We start from the raw sequence: 17,170 nt of genomic DNA on the forward strand, positions 1-17,170 counted from the left end.
GCTACTCCTCTTCAGATTCTTGCGCGATCTTGCGCTCTTCCCTATTCAATTCGTCAATATGCTCGGTAAGCGTGTTGATGGAACGTTGCGATGATACCACCTGGACAATGCCCCAGATGGCTGCAGTGCCGGCTATGGCGGCAACCACACCGAACAACCCAAAAGGACGTCGGCCGCAGAACAGGGCCACCAACCCGCCGATAGCCGCCATGCCAAGGCCGTTGCGACGTTCGTCGTATACCGCATCGCGTTGACGCACCAGCTGCGTCCGGGCCGCGGCTATGCCGGCAAGACGGGCATCGACATCGTCATAGGCCGCACGCGCCGAACGCGCCGAAGCCGAGGAGCCGCCCGCTTTCCTGCGGCCCTTGGACGATGTCAGGAAATCGTAGGCCTCTTGCAGATTCTTAAACTGCTCGGTTGCCCGGTCTTGCAGCTTTTTATCGGTGGCGAAGCGGTCGGGATGCAAGATCTGCGCCGTTTCGCGATAAGCGGTCTTGATATCCTCGTCAGTAGCGTCCTCATCCAATCCCAAGGCACGCAATGCTTCCAGACGGTTCATGACACCTCGCTTATCAGCTCGACCATTTCCTGCCCCGATACGAAAGCAGGCCCGTTTCCGGACCTGCGGGCAAAAAAAATGCAGGCCCGTTTCCGGACCTGCAAATAATCTTAAATGGTGGAGGTTAGGGGGATCGAACCCCTGACCTCAGGCTTGCAAAGCCCGCGCTCTCCCAGCTGAGCTAAACCCCCAACTCGCACTTTACAATAATAAACGCTCCACCGGCAAACTCGGCTCACGGTGGAGCGTTTATCGCAAATACTGGTGGGCCCGAATGGATTTGAACCAGCGACCTCACGCTTATCAGGCGTGCGCTCTAACCAACTGAGCTACGGGCCCCTTCGAAAAGTGCTCGTTTATTATAACCAGGTCTTCCAAGAATGGTCAAGAAGAATTTTCAACTTTTTGAAAAATTATTTCCAACCGCTGTTTTACAGAAGAAACCGCAGGTCAGAGCCGTATTCACGAGTATAATCCCTTATAAAGAAGCTTCTGAAGGGCTCGATATTATATATGAGCGAATCGCTTATAGTTAGGAGCAGGATTGGTTCCCATCGCCGTGCAAAAGATCATTATCGGAAGCGCACCGGGCCTTTCCATCCTTGTGCTGCAGCCTATCGAGGAGAGCCCCGTGCCTGGCATATCGCGCATCGTGCCCATTATGGTGGGCGCCTCCGAAGCGGCTCAGCTGCACTTGGCTGTCACGCATACCAAGGTTGCACGCCCCACGACGCACGACCTGCTGCTCGACGCCCTCACCAACCTTGATGCAAGCGTCGACCACGTCCTTATCGACAAGGTGAAGGGATCGCTGTTTTTCGCGAAGCTCACGCTGAGCCAGCACGGGAGGCTCATCGAGCTGGACGCCCGCCCCAGTGACGCTCTGTCCCTTGCTTTGCGCGAAGATGCCCCGCTCTATGTCAACGAGGACGTCCTAGAGCGTGCTTCGTACCCCTACATCGTTCGAAAGCCCATCGAGGACGAGTCCGCCGAAGAGGAACTCGAGGAGTTCCGCTCGTTCCTGGAGGACCTCGACCCAAAGGACTTCTCGTAGCACTGCAGCGACCACCATACCCGCAGACCGACACTCCACGCGATCACCCAGCCCAACCGCACCCTCCTACTGAGATGTTTCACGTGAAACATCTCATGCTGCCATCGAATCACTAAGCCCCATATCACCTTGATTGGTTTCCGAGCTTGCTGCAATCCGCTCGAAGATCTTAAAACTCGCATCCGGTATAAGCCTTATCGGAAAGCAAGGTGGGTATTGGCTATCACCCAATCGAATCATGTTTCCTATTCGAGCATGCCGCTTCCCCTCCTTGCGCTCCCCGCAACGCCACACCCCGCGCTGCTGTACGGCAACATGCCCATGCAACAGAAAAGCCGCCCCTTGCGGAGCGGCTTTCTCTATTGTTTGCGTATGCCTGAAGCTGGCTACTCTTCCATCTCGTCGATGGACGACTCGTCCAGCTCTTCGGCGCCATCGGCATTTGCGGCGCATTTCTTCTTGCCGTGGGCGGCGATGGCGACGGCGGTCACGCGATCATCCTCGGCAACGTTCATGACGCGGACGCCCTGCGTGGAGCGGCCGAGCTCGGAGATGCCCTCGACGGGAGTGCGCACCACGACGCCCTCCTCGGACATGATCATGATCTCATCGTCGGCACCGACGATCTTCATGGCAGCCAACAAGCCCTTCTTCTCCGTCATGGTGATGGTGAAGACGCCCTGACCGCCGCGATGGTGCGACGGATACTCGGAGATGGGCGTACGCTTGCCGTACCCCTTCTCGGTGATGACGAACAGATCGGTCTCGGGGCGAGCGATCTCCATGCCGAGCACCTTGGCATCGGCCGGCGCGTTCATGCCGCGCACACCCATGGTGCCGCGGCCCATGGCGCGCACTTCGTCCTCGGGCCACATGATGGCCTTGCCGGCGGACGACACCATGATGACGTTCTCGCCCTGAGCCACGCGGCGCACGCTGATAAGGCGGTCGCCGTCCTTGAGGTTGATGGCGATAAGGCCGTCACGGCGCGTACGGTCGTACTGCTCCATGGACGTCTTCTTCACCATGCCGTGCTCGGTGGCGAACATAAGGTATTCGTCGGTCGGGAAGTCCTTCGTCGCGATGACGGCGCTGATGGTCTCGCCCTTCTCGAGCGGCAACAGGTTCACGATGGCCGTGCCGCGCGCATGACGGGATGCCTCGGGCAGCTCGTAGACCTTCAGACGATATACCTTGCCCTTCGTTGAGAAGAACAGCATGAAGGAGTGCGTGGACGCGACGAACAGGTGCTCGACGTAGTCGTTATCCTTCAAGTTCACCGCCTGCATGCCCTTGCCGCCGCGCTTCTGCTGACGGTACGTGGCAACGGGCAGGCGCTTGACGTAGCCGGCCTTCGTGACCGTGACCACCATGCTCTCCTCGGCGATGAGGTCTTCGACGTCCAAGTCCTTGGCGGCATCGGAGAGCTGCGTTCTGCGGGGGGTGTCGAACTTCTTCTTGATCTCCTGCAGCTCCTCCTTGATGATGTCGCGCACCAGCTGAGGGTCGGAGAGCACGCGGTTGTAGTACGCAATCTTCTCGCGCAGCTCTTCCAACTCGGACTGGATCTTCTCGCGCTCTAAACCGGTCAGGCGGCGCAGGCGCATCTCCAGGATGGCCGTGGTCTGCTTGTCGGTCAGGCCGAAGCGCTCGGTCAGTCGAGCCGCCGCCTCCTTGTCGGTTTGCGAGGAGCGGATGATGCTGATGACCTCGTCGATGTGGTCGAGTGCAACCACATAGCCTTCCAGGATATGGGCGCGCTCCTCGGCTTTGGAGAGCTCGTAGCGCGTACGACGCACGATAACGTCTTCCTGGTGGGCGATGTAGTAGTGCAGCGTCTCCTTCAGAGAGAGCACGCGGGGCACGCCGTCGACGAGCGCCAACATGATGACGCCGAAGCCCACCTGCAGCTGCGTGTGCTTATACAGCTTGTTGAGCACCACCTGCGGGATGGCGTCCTTCTTCAGCTCGATGATGATGTCGATGCCGTGGCGGTCGGCGCCGTCATGGATGTTCGAGATCTCGGGAAGCTTCTTCTCGCGAACCAGCTCGCCGAGCTTCTCAAGCAGGCGCTGACGGTTCACCTGGTACGGGATCTCCGTGACCACGATGGAGCTCTTGCCGTTCTTGCCCTCTTCGATCTTGCACTTCGCGCGCACGGTAAGGCTGCCGCGACCCGTTTCATAGGCGTCCAGGATGCCCTTCTTGCCCATGATGATGCCGCCGGTCGGGAAATCAGGACCGGGAAGTGCCGTCATAAGCTCGGCGGTGGTCACCTCGGGGTTGTCGAGCATCATGCACGTGGCGTCGATGGTCTCGCCAAGGTTATGCGGCGGGATGTTGGTGGCCATGCCAACGGCGATGCCGTTGGAGCCGTTGACCAGCAGGCTGGGGAAACGCGCGGGCAGGACCGTGGGTTCTTCCAGGCTTTCGTCATAGTTGGGCTGGAAGTCAACCGTTTCCTTGTCGAGATCGCGCAGCAGCTCCATGGCCGCCTTGCCCAGACGCGCCTCGGTGTAACGCATTGCTGCTGCCGAGTCGCCGTCGATGGAGCCGAAGTTGCCATGGCCGTCGATAAGCGGCACACGCATGCTGAACGGCTGGGCCAAGCGCACCATGGTGTCGTACACGGCGGAGTCGCCGTGCGGGTGATACTTGCCGATAACGTCGCCGACGGTACGGGCCGACTTCATATGCGGACGGTTCGGCGTATAGCCGGACTCGTTCATGGCGTACAGGATGCGGCGGTGGACCGGCTTCAGGCCATCGCGCACGTCGGGCAGGGCGCGGCTGACGATGACGCTCATGGAGTACTCCAGGAACGAAGAAGCCATCTCCTTGCCCAGATATGCCGCGCGAACGGTGGTCCCCTCGCCGCCATTTGCGTCCTCGATGATGGAGCCGTGGGGGTTGGCGACGGTAGACATGTCGATAAGCGAGCGGGCCTTGTCCTCTTCGGACACCGGGCCCGACGTTACCGTATGGCCGGGCTCGGGCTGCTCGACGTCCTGCTCGCCGGCGTCCGCCGCGCCTTCCTCGGCGGCATCGACCAGGCGCTTCAGGTCGTCGGGAAGCTCCTCGCCGCCCTGACCATCGCGGTTGTCAGTGTTATCTGCCATTCAATTCTCCTAGATGTCCAAGAATCTAACGTCGCGAGCATGCTTCTGGATGAACTCCTTGCGCGGCTCGACCTGGTCGCCCATGAGCTCGCTGACCGTGCGCTCGGCCTCGGCGGCATCGTCGATGCTCACCTGCAGAAGCGTGCGGGTGGCGGGTTCCATGGTGGTTTCCCACAGCTGCTCGGGGTCCATCTCGCCCAGGCCCTTGTAGCGCTGCACGTCGAACTTCTCGGAACCGCCCATTTCCTCGAGTTCGCGGCTCAGGCTGTTCTCGTCGTAGATATAGCGCTCGATCTTCGTGGAGCGGGTGTTCTTCTTCTTCACGCCGAAGATGGGCGGGCATGCGATGTAGACATAGCCGCGGTTGATGAGCTCGGGCATGTAGCGATAGAAGAACGTCAGCAGCAGGATGCGGATGTGCGCGCCGTCGACGTCGGCATCGGTCATGATGATGATGCGGTGATAACGCGCCTGGTCGGCGTCGAAGTCCTCGCCGATGTTCGTGCCGATGGCCGTGATGAGCGAGCTGATGGTGTCGCTGGAAAGGGCGCGATGCAGGCCGGCGCGCTCGACGTTGAGGATCTTGCCGCGCAGCGGCAGGATGGCCTGCGTCTTGCGGTCGCGTGCCTGCTTGGCGCTGCCACCTGCGGAATCGCCCTCTACAATGAAGATTTCGGACTCTTCGGGCTTTTTGGACGAGCAGTCCGCCAGCTTGCCCGGCAGGGCGAACGAGTCGAGCACGCCCTTGCGGCGCGTCATCTCGCGGGCCTTGCGGGCGGCCTCGCGGGCCTTCAGGGCCTGCGTTGCCTTGCCGATGATGCGCTTGGCCGGCGCGGGGTTCTCCTCCAGGTACTCGGCCAAACCCTGCGTGACGGCGTTTTGGACGAGCGGGCGGATCTCGGAGTTGCCGAGCTTCGTCTTCGTCTGGCCCTCGAACTGCGGGTCGTGCAGCTTCACGGAGATGACGGCGGCCAAACCCTCGCGAGTGTCGTCGCCGGAGAGGTTGTTGTCCTTCTCCTTCAAGATGCCCTTGCTGCGCGCATACTCGTTGATGGTGCGCGTGACGGCCTGCTTGAAGCCGTCGAGGTGCGTGCCGCCCTCGTGCGTGTTGATGTTGTTGGCGAACGCCATGACGGAGTTCGCGGAGAACGACGTGGACCACTGCATGGCCACCTCGACCGTACCGTCGGCGCTTTCGGCCTCGAAGTAGATGGGCTTGTTCAGCGTTTCGCGGCCCTCGTTAAGATAGGTCACGAAGTCGATGATGCCGCCTTCGTACTGGAAGACGTCGCTATGCGGGTCGGGCGAGGCGTCCGACACGATGAGGCTCGGGTTTGCGCGCTCATCGGTCAGCGTGATCTTCAGACCCTTGTTCAGGAACGCCATCTCGCGGAAGCGCGCCGCAAGCACGCTGTAGTCGTAGATGGTGGTCTCGGTGAAAATCTCGGGGTCGGGCCAGAAGGTGACTGTGGTGCCGGTGTGATCGGAGGTGCCCACCTCGTGCAGCTTCTCGCAGGTTTTGCCCTGCTCGAAGGCGATCTGGTATTCCTTGCCGTCGCGGCGCACGTTCACCTGCACGCGCGTGGACAGCGCGTTCACAACCGACACGCCCACGCCGTGCAGGCCGCCGGACACCTTGTACCCCTCGCCGCCGAACTTGCCGCCGGCGTGCAGAACGGTCAGGACGACCTCGACCGTGGGGATCTTCTCCTTGGGATGTTCATCGACCGGGATGCCGCGTCCGTCGTCGGAGACGGTGATGGAGTTGTCGGGGTGAATGGTCACCTCGATATGGCTGCAGTAACCGGCCAAGGCCTCGTCGACCGCGTTGTCCACAACCTCGTAAACCAGGTGGTGAAGACCGCGCGGGCCCGTGGAGCCGATATACATGCCAGGACGCTTGCGAACAGGTTCAAGGCCCTCGAGGACCTGAATGTCCGAGCCGTCGTAATGATCAGGTTTTGCTGCCACTGACACGCTCCTCTAGTATTGAATGTTTCGATTCCGGATGGTTCTGGAACCTAGTAATTCTATCACAACGCGTCTTGGCACCGGGGCTCTCCACGCCCTTTACAGGCCTTCAGATGCCTTCTAAGGCATGATTTTCGCTCTAAAGACCACTTTTGCCGTTTTTTGAGCTTCCCGGCTTTCCGCTTGCCTCCAAGGCTTTCAAAATTGATTCCCTGAGGCGCTTGTCCTCAACGCCGGCAGCCTGCTCACGCAAACGGGCCGCGGCCTCCGAGCTGATGAGCGGCTCCGGGGTGCGCGCAGCCTGTGCCGCCTGCTGCGCGGCGCGCGCAGCCTCCTCGCGAAACGGGTGGCGGGCCTTCATGTCGAAGCGGGCAGGCTTGATGGAGAACAGGGCCACATGCTCGCCCTGCTCGTTGAGGCGGATCTTGAGCATCTCCTGACGGGCATCGATATCCGAGCGGATCATGGCATCATCGCAATACACCACGAGCAGGGTCTTGCCCGCGGGCACACGCGCTGCCATGGGGTCGTTGGCCTGCTCGGGCTTCATGATGTACACGCCGTTGGTATGGTCGAGCACCAGTGACGCCGAATCGCGATACACGGCCTCCACGGCGCACTTCCAGCGCACGTGCACCTCCGCAACGCGCTGGGAACGCGCCGCCTGCGCGCCGGAGGCGCCAAGGCTTTGCAGCAATTGCCGCAGCCCGCTGCCGAGATCGGCCATCATTCACCGTCCTTCCGCTCAAGGGGCAAGCGCACGACGCGGGCCGCCGCGAGCAGATCCTCGTCGAAATACGCCAGATTCGCTGTGGTTATAAACGTTTGGATATCCCCTGAGACGAACTTCACCAACGCACGGCGGCGCTGCTCGTCGAGCTCGCTCATCACATCGTCGAGCAGCAGCACCGGCTGCTGGCCCAGAAGGTCGCAGATAAGCGTGACTTCCGCCAGCTTGAACGCCAGCACCGCCGAGCGCTGCTGGCCCTGGCTTCCGTATACGCCCACCGGACGCCCTTCGACGAAGAACTCGATGCGGTCGGCATGGGGTCCCACCAGCGCGCGGTGGCGGGCGCGCTCTTGCGCCATCGACGCCGCAAGAGCCGCGGCGAAACGTTCGCGAGCCTCGTCGCGATCGAGCGTTTCGCCGGCATCGAGCCATTCGCCCTCGGCAAGCCACGACGGCGCATAACGGGCCGACAGCGTTTCCCGGCTCCCCACGATCTCGGCGTAATAGCTTGCCATGGACGCTGCCAGCTTGCCGAACAGGGCCGCCCGATAGCACACCAGCTGAGCACCGCAGGTGACCATCAGGTCGTTCAAGCTTTCCAGTAAAAGCGGCGACGCTTCGTCTTTCAGCAACGAGTTCTTGTGACGCAGCACCTTGTCGAAGTCTCGGCGTATCAGGTAATGGTTGCGCGAAAGCTGCGACCCCACGGCGTCGAGCGCGTTGCGGCGGGTGGTACCCGAACCCTTCGCCAGGTTCAGATCGTCAGGAGTGAACGTGACCGAGGGGATGACGCCCTTCAGGTCCGCCGTACGCTTTTGCTTGCCGTTGAGGGTGAACCGGCGTTTGCCCGCCTCGATCGTCAGGCCCAGCTCCAGCAACCTGTTCCCGTCGGCGGCGGTTGCATGCAGGCGCGCAAAATCGGCGCCATCGCGCACAAGCTGCACTCCGGTGGGATTTCTGAACGACGTTTGCGCCGTAAGCAGCTGAATCCCTTCCACGACGTTGGTTTTACCGACGGCATTGGGCCCCACCAGCACGGTCAGGGGCCCGATGTCGCTCAAGTGGAAATGCTCATAGCTGCGGAAATCGTCGAACGCAACATCTTTGACGCGAAGGCTCATGCAACGCCTTCGTTGTTAGGAAATGCGCACAGGCATGACCAGGTACAGGAAGTTCTCGCCTTCGCCGGCTTTGAAGATGCCCGGTTTCATACCCGACTGGACTTCCAGGAACACGTCATCGGTGTTCACCGAACCCAAGCCGTCGAGCACGTACGCGTAGTTGAAGGCGATCTCGACGTTGTCACCCTCGCCCTGGCACGCCAGCGTTTCCTGAGCGCTGCCCACATCCTGGGCGGCGGCGGAAAGCTGCACGGTCTGGCTTTCCACGTCGATGGCGAACTTCACCGGCGAGCTTTGCTGACCCAGAATCGACGTACGCTTCACGCCGGAGACAAGGTGGCTCACGTTGAGGCGAACGCGCGTCGCGTAGGAATCGGGCAGCAGCTGACGATAGTTCGGGAAATTGCCCTCGATGCGGCGGTTGATGAACACGGTGTCGTGATAGGTGACCACGATCTGGTTCTCCGCCAAGGCGATGGTCAGCGGGTCGTCCGTACGCGTCAGGGAGGCAAGCTCCTGCAGGAACGAGCCGGAGATAACGGCCTGGAAGCCCTCGGCCGCGGGCTCGCCAAGCTGGGCCTCAGTGATGGCGAGGCGATAGGAGTCGGTTGCCACCATCTTCAGCGTTTCGCCCTCGAACGTGATGAGCACGCCGGTGAGGATGGCGCGGCTCTCGTCCTTGGAAACTACGCGCGCCACGCGCTTGACCATGGACGAGAATTGGGAGAACGGGATGGAGATAGCCTGCTGGGTATCAACATGAGGGAATCCCGGGAAGTCCTCGGCATCCAACGTCTTGATGGAGAACGAAGAAGCGTCGCACGTGATGACGGCGGAATCCTCGCCCGTTTCAACATGCACGGCGGCGTCGGGCAGGTTCTTCACGATGTCGAAGAACAGCTTGCCGGGAAATACCGAGCGGCCCTCCTCTTCCACCAAGGCAGGGATGGTGAATTGAATGGACAGCTCCAAGTCGGTTGCCTGCAGCGTCAGGTTGTCGTTATGGGCATCAAGATAGATACCCGAAAGAATGGGCAGCGTGGAACGGGTGGCAATGCCCTTGAGCACAACGGCGAGCGCATCCTGCAGTTCCGATTGGTTGATGCTGAATTTCACTGGCTCCTCTTTCCTTTTACGTAAGACGTTGCTCCATGATAGATGGTTCATGCAACGTTGTTATTTATCTTCAATGCTTTTCTTTTAATAATAGGTTTTTGAATAGTAGTAATAATAAGCGCGGTGGAAATGTTGAGAACTCGCAAAACTCCATGTCATCCTTGAAAAGTAATTCAACTTCGAATGTGGGTTGCCTGTTCCCTCCATCCACCGCGATTATTGACTACATTATCTTTCCCCTTGAGTTCGATGGTTTTCGCCATGTTTTACGATGTTTATCCCCATGTTTTCCCGAATCCTTTAAAGTGCCTGGTCAACCTGGTTGTTTCACGTGAAACATTGCGTTTTTCTCGATGGTGTTGCGTTATAGCTCGCGAATGATCTGCCTGAGCGCTTCCATCTCCTCGCGGGCTACGCGGTTCTCCTTCATCTTCGCCTCGATGTTGCCCACCGAATACATGATGGTCGAGTGGTCCCTGTTGAACTTCTTCCCAATGTCCCCATAGGGGATGTCGAGCAGTTGTCGGCACAAGTAAATGGCGGTTTGGCGTGCGTGGGCGATGTTGCGCGTCCTCTTTTTTCCCACGATGTCGGTGTGACTGACCTTGAAGAAGTCCTCCGTCACCTTCAGGATATCGTCTGCTGTGAGCCTTTTGCTGGGGCCGCCTGAGAAGTGGTTCTCCAGCAGTTTGCGCACGTCGGCCACGGTGATGTCCGAGCCTTCCCCGCATTTCATCTTGACGATGACGTTGGTCACCGCGCTTTTTAACTCTCGGATGTTCGATCCTGAACTCTCGGCGATGCATATCTGTACGTCTTCGGGCATGTTGATAGGCCCGGATTGCTCCATATCCTCGTATTCGCGGATGAAGCTTTTGACGATGCTCAGCTTGGTCTCGATCTCGGGCGGCTGGATGTCGAATGTGCCGCCGGAGTTGAAGCGCGTTTTGTAGCGTTCGTCGATGTCGATGTTCTTCGGCGCGCGGTCGGCGGAGAGCACGACTTGTTTGCCTTGGCTTGTCAGCTTGTTGAATATCTGGAACATGATGTCGAGCGTCTGCTTCTTGCCCTGCAGCTGCTGGACGTCGTCGACGAGGAGGACGTCTGCTTCCTCGTAGTACATCTTGAAATTCTTGTAGCTGGACTTCTCCGTGTCGTGCGCCGCTGATGCGTCCATGTAGTCCTCGAGCAGCTCGTTCGAGTCTTTGTAGACAACCTGCAGGTTGGGCATGTTGCTGTTGATGTAGTTCTGTATGGCCCGAAGCAGATGCGTCTTGCCCAGGCCCGACCTTCCGTAGATGAACAACGGGTTCAGATGCGGTTTGCCCGGGGTTTCGGCAACGGAGACGGCCATGGAATACGCCATGCGGTTCGAGTCGCCGATGACGAAGTTCTCGAACGTGAGCGTCGAGGTGACGGAGTTGTTCGGCGCAGGTTGACCGGTCTCGCCGCTATCGGTCGAGATGGCCTGCAGGGCGGGATCTTCCGGGTTGGGAGCAACGGGTGTCGGAGCAGCTTGTTGCCCCGGTGCGCTTGCGGGAGCAGCAACGGGGGCAGCGGTTGCTGCTCCCGTTGCGGTAGCCGGTGCTGCAATGGAGACAGGCGCCGGGGCTGCCGGCTGGCCGGGGTTGGGCTGCGCTGTCGTTTGGGCCTGCATCGCGGCCGGCGCTTCGGTTGCCTGCATCGCCGCCGCTGCGGGGACTGTTTGCTGCGCGGCGGCGGGATCGGCTGCTGCCGTGGCGGTGGTTTGCGCTGTCGCTTGCGGCGCGGGCGAGGGGGCTGCGACCGGCGCCGCGGCGGTCGGCATGGCCGGCGCTGCGGCAGGAGCGGGTGCAGCTTGCGGTACAGGAGCCTGCGATTCGTCGATGCCGATGAGCACGTCGAAAGGCACCCCGCGAATCTCTTCGAGCGCGCGCTTGATGCAGTCGATGTAATGGCGTTCGATGAAGTTCTTGATGAATTCCGTATTAGCGGTCAGCATCATGAACCCGTCGCTTGCGGCTTGGGGAAATAGCTGGCTGAACAGCGCATCCACCTGGGGGCCTATGATGCCCTCGTAGCTTTTGACGCGGCTGCATACCTCCGCCCATAGCTGATTGATTTCTTCCGTGTTCATAAGCAGGCCTTCGATCATACGCGTACAGGTGTGTTCGCCTTACGCGGTTTCGGTTCGTTGAAAACTGATTGCCGCCGTGTTTTACAGCAGCTGCGCAACCTGGATGCCCAGGTTCGTGAGCATGCGCTTTTTGCCGGACATTTTTAAAAGCCCGATGCCTTCCAGCTTTTTCAGCGTGTTATGCACGCTCGACTGCGCCGCTCCGGTCAGTTTGACCACGTCCGATACGCCCAGTACCCCTTCTTTCAGGTAGATGACGAGGAAGTCCTTCTCGCGCTGGGACAGGGACGCGATGATCGGCTGCGCATCCACCGGCGCGGGCTGGATTTGCGGTTGCTGTTGCATTTGCTGGCCGTAGGGGTAGCCCATCGGTTGCTGGATGGGTGCCTGCATGTAGCCTTGCTGAGCAGCCGGCGCGTATCCGGGTTGCGCGAACTGTTGCGGGGCTGCATATGCCACCTGCGGAGCCTGCTGGTATGCCTGCATAGGCGGCTGGGCCGCAAACCCCGGTGCATATTGAGCCGAAGGCTGAGCGTATGCGGGCTGGGCGTTGTATGCGAGTTCGTGATCCTCCTCGGCGATTCGGTAGCGCGGCGCCGTGGGCTCGGGATGCTCTGCGTCCTCGTCCTCCTCGACGTGGTCGATCTCAAGCTCCTTGGGAAGCTGCGGATTGCTGCCGTTTGCGCTGATGGTGACTACCGATCCGGTGCCGAGGTTGTCTTCGATGCTGATGGTGCCGTGGGTGAAGTCAAGGTATTCCTTCACGATGGGGAGGCCCGACCCCACGCCGCGGATGTAGCTTTTCATGGGCTCGATGGCGGAGGTGAATCCGGGCAGTTGCGCGCGGTCTTTGCAAGCGATGCCCGGCCCTTGGTCCGCGAAACGGATGGTGCAGCCGTGATCGAGGATGGATACCGTAGCTTCCTGGAATCGTGCGTGTATGAAGTTTTCCGAAACCTCGCGGATAACCGTATAGGGAATGGTGCCGCCTGCCGCCTGCGATTGCTGGTATACGTTCGTTGCCAGGCTTTCGATGAATTCGCCGGTGGGAGCGGGCTGGATTTCAGTGACACGCGGCGCGCTCAGCAAGTTGTCGTATAGGGCGATGCGTGCAACCGAATTCACGTGAGTGAAGTCGAAACCCTCATCATCGTTGTTTTCAGGCGATTCCTGATGCTGTTCTTGCTCGCTCATCTGCGCTTTTACCGCTTTCCACATTCGTCGTTTTCCAAAGTTTTACACATTTTCGGGAAAAATCCTTGAAAAGTGTACCCTCTTTTCCCATCGAATTCCATTCAACTGGGCAAATTCCGGAATCGAATGTGGAAAAATCACTTTCGATTGAAAGTTTTTCACAACGATGAACTCATTGTTTCCTTGGTTTTCCACTTTCTATTCAAAGATTGTTGAAAACTGGAATGAAAACTCGAATAAGTGTGAAAAGTAGAGGTGCAAAGGTTTTCGACATTGTTGAAATTCCAGGTTGTTCCGACCCGTTCCGATGGCTTTTTTCAACTGCTGAGAGGATTTTGCTGCAGGATTCGGAAAGCACCAGGTCAGTTGAGCATTCCGATGAAAAGCATTCTGATAGTGCCATAAAGAACGGAAAAATGCCTGTTCAGAAGCGTGTTGAAAACTATGCACATGATTAATTGCCTGGTCAAGCGCTTGCCTGCTTACGGTTTTGAGCGATTGAAAACCGCACGTTTCGATATTTTTCCACAGCGATTTTCGAATGAATTCCAAGTTTTCAACGTTTTCCACAATCGCCTGAATCGCTCAATGATGAGAGATAAGTTTTTTCAGCCGTTAGGTGCGGATTTTGGGGTGCGTTTCCTTCTTTTCCCGAGCATCGATCGGTCGCAAGGTCCGTTTTCGTTGAATGTCGTTTCATTACCCGCCTTGGTTTTCCACTGCTATCCCCTCATGTGTTGAGGGTAGGTGCTGCTGGTGATGGTGGAGCGTGCTTCTCGCGCGATTTCCCTCGGGTTGCCGAAAGTGCCTCCGTTAGATGAAGATGATTTGGCGTCCCCAAGCAACATAAAGGGGAATCCCTTTTCGATTTTTCCCTTACCGGTGCGTTTGAGCCGCCGAAAAGATATCCCCACTAGATGTTGCGACCCATGTTTTCGATCCCCCAATGAATTGTTGAAAGCAACGTTTTCTAGTGCGCTGGCAATATTGTGGAAAACTTCGTGTTTTCGCAGGTGGGCTTTCATAATGTGGGTATCTTGTGCATCGGTTGGCATATATAGGTAAAAACCTTTTGACAGTCGGGCCGTTCCGGTTATACTCAACAAGTTGCTCTAAACCATGAAAGGGAAACGATATGAAGCGCACCTATCAACCTAACACTCGTAAGCGTGCCAAGTGCCACGGCTTCCGTGCCCGCATGGCAACCAAGGGCGGCCGCAAGGTTCTGGCTGCTCGCCGTGCTAAGGGTCGTAAGCGTCTCTGCGTGTAAAGAGTATTCGATTGGAGACTATCAAGTCCAAAGCGGACATCTCCGATCTGTTCTCTAGCGGAAAGCGCCTGCGTACACCGTACCTTACGCTCATAGTGTTACCAGCGAAGCAGCACGGCCTTCACGGTCGTGTTGCTTTTATTGCAGGAAAAAAGTCCGGTAACGCTGTATGGCGTAATAGCGCAAAACGTCGAATGAGAGCTATTTGCCATGAGCTGGGCGGCCCATTCCCGAATCTCGATGTGATATTTCTCGCGAAGTCGGGTATTTGCCGCGCTAAGTATAGTAAAGTGCTCGAAACATGCGACGAAGCGCTGAAACGCGCTGGAATTCGGTAGGGTCTGATTGGAATGAAGAAAGGTTTCGGAAGCATACCGTGTAAGGTGGCTATGTTTCTCATTACCTTTTATAGGGCGGCGATCTCGCCTATGTTCCCGTCGTGCTGCCGTTTTACCCCGACGTGCTCGGAATACGGGCTCATCGCGTTTCAACGCTACGGTTTCGCAAAGGGCTTAAGGCTGACGGTAAAACGTATTCTACGGTGTCGACCTGGAGGGCCGCACGGCTACGATCCCGTTCCGTAAGGGCGGGGCTTCAGCCGGCGGCTTTTTGTCGGTTAAAGGAAGGAAAACCATAGTATGTGGGAAGTGTTCAAGAACTGGATATTCGACATCATCCAATTCTTCTTTGGCTTCTGCCAAGACTGGGGCTTGGCTATCATCATCGTGACCATCATCTTCCGTGTGCTTATCTCCCCGTTGATGCATAAGCAGACGAAGTCTTCTTATCAGATGCAGAAGGTTCAGCCTCTGATGCAGGAGATTCAGACGAAGTACGCCAACGACCCGCAGCGCATGCAGGAGGAGATGCAGAAGCTTTACGCTGATGCTAAGTTCAACCCCTTGGCCGGCTGCCTCCCCATGCTCCTGCAGATGCCTATCTTCATCGCCCTGTTCCAGGTGCTGCGTGAGATGCCGAACTATTTGGGTTCCGACGAGGGCTATCAGTTCTTCAATCTGGTTCCCAACCTGGTTATGACGCCGTCCGGTGCGGTTGCTGGCGGCTTCGGCACGTTCCTTCCGTACCTCATCCTCATGGTCGTGTTCGCCGGCGCTACGTTCCTGCCCATGATCTTGATGCAGATGGGCCAGAAGGATAACCCGCAGCGCAACCAGACCATGATCATGGCTGGCGTCATGAGCTTGTTCATGCTGTGGATCAGCTGGAGCTCCCCCGCTGGCGTTCTTCTGTTCTGGGGTGTTTCCTCCATCATCGGCGTGTGCCAGCAGCAGATCTCCATGCGCCTCATGAAGAAGCGCGATGCTGAGAAGGAGGAGACCATCGAGGTGAAGCCGATCGAGGTCGACGTTACCCGTAAGGCTAAGAAGCCGCGTCCGAAGAAGAAGGACACCTCCAAAAAGCACGCTTAATCGATTTTGCGTAATGGTGCGCGGTGTTTCACGTGAAACACCGCGCACTGTGGTTTTTAGTACTAAGGAGCTGCAAATGGCAGAAGAAGAGAACGTGGAATTGACCGCAGAAGAGGCTCAAGACGCCCAGGTCGAACAAGACGGCATCAGCGACGAGGATCTTGATCGCATCGCGGATACCGCCATCGCAACCATCCAGGATATCCTAAAGCACTTCGATGTCGGCGAGGTCACCATTGACGAGTACGAAGGCGATGAAGGCGAGCTTATTCTCGATATCACCGGTGACGATCTGGCTGTTCTCATCGGCCGCCATGGTAAGACCCTTGATGCGTTGCAGTTCCTGGTGTCCGCCATTACCGTTCGCACCATGGGCTTCCGTTATCCCGTTATCGTCGATGTTGAGGGCTACAAGAATCGTCAGCGAGAGAAGCTCGAGTCCATCGCTCGTAATGCTGCCGCAAAGGCTGCCAAGCAACATCGCAGCGTGAAGCTTCGCCCCATGACTCCGTACGAGCGTCGCATCGTGCATATCGCGCTTCGTGATGATGAGCGCGTCGAGACGGCATCTGAGGGAGAGGGCTCCGCGCGCCACGTTGTGGTTGTTCCGCTCTAGGTAGTTGCTTCTATTTGGCTCTTGGCTGATATCTCGGGAACCTATCAGGCCGCATCTTCGGATGCGGCCTCTTTGTTTTTCAAGGGGTTCGTATCCTTGGAGTCCGATATGCTGCATGAAGGGCTAAAGTATGTTTCACGTGAAACAACAGGATAGAAGGAACGGTTCATGCACGAGGACTTGCTCAAGCGACATTTGGAGTTGGTTATCGAAGCCAACAAAACCACGAACATCACGCGTATCTCTTCTTGGGAAGATGGCATGGTGCTTCATGTGCAGGATTCCCTGCTTGGCCTTGATGCTTTGAACGCTTGTCCTGAAGGCCGCTATGCCGATATTGGTACGGGTGCGGGTTATCCCGGTATTCCGCTTGCCATTGAAACCGGTAGACCCACGTTGCTGGTCGACTCCGTTCAAAAGAAGGTTCAGATCCTTGATGGCTTCATCGAGGAACTGGGGCTTGACAACGTATCCACGTACGCCGGCCGCATTGAGGACCTTGGTCGCGAGCAGGCTGGGCAATTTGCTGCGATTAGTGCTCGGGCATTGTCGAAGCTGTCCGTTTTGCTGGAGCTCTCTTCCCCGCTGCTGAAGATGGGCGGCCGTCTCATCTGCTTCAAGGCCCTCGTTGAGCAAGATGAGCTTGATCACGCTCGCGTCGTCGGCAAGCAGGTTGGTATGGAACTGGTAGACGATCAGACCTACGAGCTTGATGATTACTCTCGTCGAATTCTGTGCTATGAGAAGATTGCTAAGCCGAAGCTGAAGCTGCCTCGCAGAACCGGTTTGGCTCAGAAAAAGCCGCTGTAGCGATATAAGCCGTTCCCGATATTGTAGGGGCGGCTTTTTTCTTATCGAGGTTTCGTTGATT

17 protein-coding genes and 2 tRNA genes are annotated in these 17,170 nt (G+C 58.0%); 7 read left to right on the forward strand and 12 right to left on the reverse strand.

Translation table 11 applies throughout. The features are described 5' to 3' along the window. Position 1: 1 nt before the first annotated feature. From SFHG_RS00750 to SFHG_RS00760, 3 genes are all read right to left on the reverse strand, one after another. Positions 2-562, reverse strand: a complete 561-nt coding sequence (locus SFHG_RS00750; protein ID WP_042432277.1) for a J domain-containing protein — start codon at positions 560-562, stop codon at positions 2-4. A 115-nt stretch (positions 563-677) separates the two neighbouring features. After that, positions 678-753: transfer RNA gene (locus SFHG_RS00755), tRNA-Ala, on the reverse strand. Positions 754-824: 71 nt separating this feature from the next. Beyond that, positions 825-901, reverse strand: a tRNA-Ile gene (locus SFHG_RS00760). 220 nt (positions 902-1,121) lie between these two features. Between SFHG_RS00760 and SFHG_RS00765 the strand changes: the two genes are divergently transcribed. Next, the gene (locus tag SFHG_RS00765; protein ID WP_238318234.1) at positions 1,122-1,616 is read left to right on the forward strand and encodes a bifunctional nuclease family protein; all 495 of its coding nucleotides are present in this window, start codon (positions 1,122-1,124) and stop codon (positions 1,614-1,616) included. A gap of 386 nt (positions 1,617-2,002) precedes the next feature. Here SFHG_RS00765 and gyrA read toward each other — a convergent pair whose 3' ends face one another. The 9 genes from gyrA to SFHG_RS10545 all read right to left on the reverse strand — a co-directional run bounded on the left by gyrA (position 2,003) and on the right by SFHG_RS10545 (position 14,038). Next, positions 2,003-4,735, reverse strand: a complete 2,733-nt coding sequence (gene gyrA / locus SFHG_RS00770; protein WP_042432282.1) for a DNA gyrase subunit A — start codon at positions 4,733-4,735, stop codon at positions 2,003-2,005. A 9-nt stretch (positions 4,736-4,744) separates the two neighbouring features. Beyond that, positions 4,745-6,706, reverse strand: coding sequence for a DNA topoisomerase (ATP-hydrolyzing) subunit B (gene gyrB, locus SFHG_RS00775; RefSeq protein WP_042432285.1), 1,962 nt, complete (start codon positions 6,704-6,706; stop codon positions 4,745-4,747). Positions 6,707-6,845: 139 nt separating this feature from the next. Then, a complete protein-coding gene (locus SFHG_RS00780; protein ID WP_052297740.1) occupies positions 6,846-7,436 on the reverse strand; it encodes a hypothetical protein in 591 nt (196 codons plus the stop codon). Beyond that, positions 7,433-8,557 (reverse strand): DNA replication/repair protein RecF, encoded by a 1,125-nt coding sequence (gene recF / locus SFHG_RS00785; protein ID WP_042432288.1) that lies wholly within the window; start codon positions 8,555-8,557, stop codon positions 7,433-7,435. The genes SFHG_RS00780 and recF overlap by 4 nt, the downstream gene beginning before the upstream one ends. Before the next feature lie 15 nt (positions 8,558-8,572). Continuing rightward, a complete protein-coding gene (gene dnaN, locus SFHG_RS00790; protein WP_042432291.1) occupies positions 8,573-9,673 on the reverse strand; it encodes a DNA polymerase III subunit beta in 1,101 nt (366 codons plus the stop codon). Between the two features lie 364 nt (positions 9,674-10,037). Then, positions 10,038-11,789 (reverse strand): chromosomal replication initiator protein DnaA, encoded by a 1,752-nt coding sequence (gene dnaA, locus SFHG_RS00795; protein WP_042433433.1) that lies wholly within the window; start codon positions 11,787-11,789, stop codon positions 10,038-10,040. A gap of 81 nt (positions 11,790-11,870) precedes the next feature. Next, a complete protein-coding gene (locus tag SFHG_RS00800; RefSeq protein WP_081468855.1) occupies positions 11,871-12,983 on the reverse strand; it encodes an ATP-binding protein in 1,113 nt (370 codons plus the stop codon). Positions 12,984-13,181: 198 nt separating this feature from the next. Then, entirely contained in the window at positions 13,182-13,535 is a 354-nt protein-coding gene (locus SFHG_RS10540) for a hypothetical protein (protein ID WP_148514774.1), read from the reverse strand. Between the two features lie 170 nt (positions 13,536-13,705). Next, on the reverse strand, positions 13,706-14,038 hold the full coding sequence (locus SFHG_RS10545; RefSeq protein WP_148514775.1) for a hypothetical protein: 333 nt from the start codon (positions 14,036-14,038) through the stop codon (positions 13,706-13,708). An 80-nt stretch (positions 14,039-14,118) separates the two neighbouring features. Here SFHG_RS10545 and rpmH point away from each other — a divergent pair, with 80 nt between their 5' ends. The 6 genes from rpmH (at position 14,119) to rsmG (ending at position 17,109) form a co-directional block, all read left to right on the forward strand. Next, positions 14,119-14,253, forward strand: coding sequence for a 50S ribosomal protein L34 (rpmH, locus tag SFHG_RS00805; protein ID WP_042432297.1), 135 nt, complete (start codon positions 14,119-14,121; stop codon positions 14,251-14,253). 11 nt (positions 14,254-14,264) lie between these two features. Then, positions 14,265-14,591: a ribonuclease P protein component gene (rnpA, locus tag SFHG_RS10315; RefSeq protein ID WP_081468856.1), complete on the forward strand. Its 327-nt coding sequence runs from the start codon at positions 14,265-14,267 to the stop codon at positions 14,589-14,591. Positions 14,592-14,642: 51 nt separating this feature from the next. After that, a complete protein-coding gene (gene yidD, locus SFHG_RS10320; RefSeq protein ID WP_258795731.1) occupies positions 14,643-14,837 on the forward strand; it encodes a membrane protein insertion efficiency factor YidD in 195 nt (64 codons plus the stop codon). A gap of 54 nt (positions 14,838-14,891) precedes the next feature. Then, a complete protein-coding gene (locus SFHG_RS00810; protein WP_042432299.1) occupies positions 14,892-15,683 on the forward strand; it encodes a YidC/Oxa1 family membrane protein insertase in 792 nt (263 codons plus the stop codon). A 76-nt stretch (positions 15,684-15,759) separates the two neighbouring features. Continuing rightward, a complete protein-coding gene (locus SFHG_RS00815) occupies positions 15,760-16,299 on the forward strand; it encodes a Jag family protein (RefSeq protein ID WP_042432302.1) in 540 nt (179 codons plus the stop codon). A 168-nt stretch (positions 16,300-16,467) separates the two neighbouring features. Next, complete coding sequence (rsmG, locus tag SFHG_RS00820) at positions 16,468-17,109, forward strand: 16S rRNA (guanine(527)-N(7))-methyltransferase RsmG (RefSeq protein WP_042432305.1); 642 nt, start codon at positions 16,468-16,470, stop codon at positions 17,107-17,109. The last annotated feature ends 61 nt before the right edge of the window (positions 17,110-17,170 follow it).

Source organism: Senegalimassilia anaerobia JC110 (genome assembly GCF_000236865.1).
GTDB classification, from domain to species: Bacteria; Actinomycetota; Coriobacteriia; order Coriobacteriales; family Eggerthellaceae; genus Senegalimassilia; species Senegalimassilia anaerobia.

Bases quoted from the DNA above. Each gene is read 5' to 3' on its own strand.
- SFHG_RS00750 (WP_042432277.1), bottom strand. From the start codon at position 562: ATGAACCGTCTGGAAGCATTGCGTGCCTTGGGATTGGATGAGGACGCT.
- gyrA (WP_042432282.1), bottom strand. From the start codon at position 4,735: ATGGCAGATAACACTGACAACCGCGATGGTCAGGGCGGCGAGGAGCTT.
- SFHG_RS00780 (WP_052297740.1), bottom strand. From the start codon at position 7,436: ATGATGGCCGATCTCGGCAGCGGGCTGCGGCAATTGCTGCAAAGCCTT.
- recF (WP_042432288.1), bottom strand. From the start codon at position 8,557: ATGAGCCTTCGCGTCAAAGATGTTGCGTTCGACGATTTCCGCAGCTAT.
- dnaA (WP_042433433.1), bottom strand. From the start codon at position 11,789: ATGAACACGGAAGAAATCAATCAGCTATGGGCGGAGGTATGCAGCCGC.
- SFHG_RS00800 (WP_081468855.1), bottom strand. From the start codon at position 12,983: ATGAGCGAGCAAGAACAGCATCAGGAATCGCCTGAAAACAACGATGAT.
- SFHG_RS10545 (WP_148514775.1), bottom strand. From the start codon at position 14,038: ATGCCAACCGATGCACAAGATACCCACATTATGAAAGCCCACCTGCGA.
- rpmH (WP_042432297.1), top strand. From the start codon at position 14,119: ATGAAGCGCACCTATCAACCTAACACTCGTAAGCGTGCCAAGTGCCAC.
- yidD (WP_258795731.1), top strand. From the start codon at position 14,643: ATGTTTCTCATTACCTTTTATAGGGCGGCGATCTCGCCTATGTTCCCG.
- SFHG_RS00810 (WP_042432299.1), top strand. From the start codon at position 14,892: ATGTGGGAAGTGTTCAAGAACTGGATATTCGACATCATCCAATTCTTC.
- SFHG_RS00815 (WP_042432302.1), top strand. From the start codon at position 15,760: ATGGCAGAAGAAGAGAACGTGGAATTGACCGCAGAAGAGGCTCAAGAC.
- rsmG (WP_042432305.1), top strand. From the start codon at position 16,468: ATGCACGAGGACTTGCTCAAGCGACATTTGGAGTTGGTTATCGAAGCC.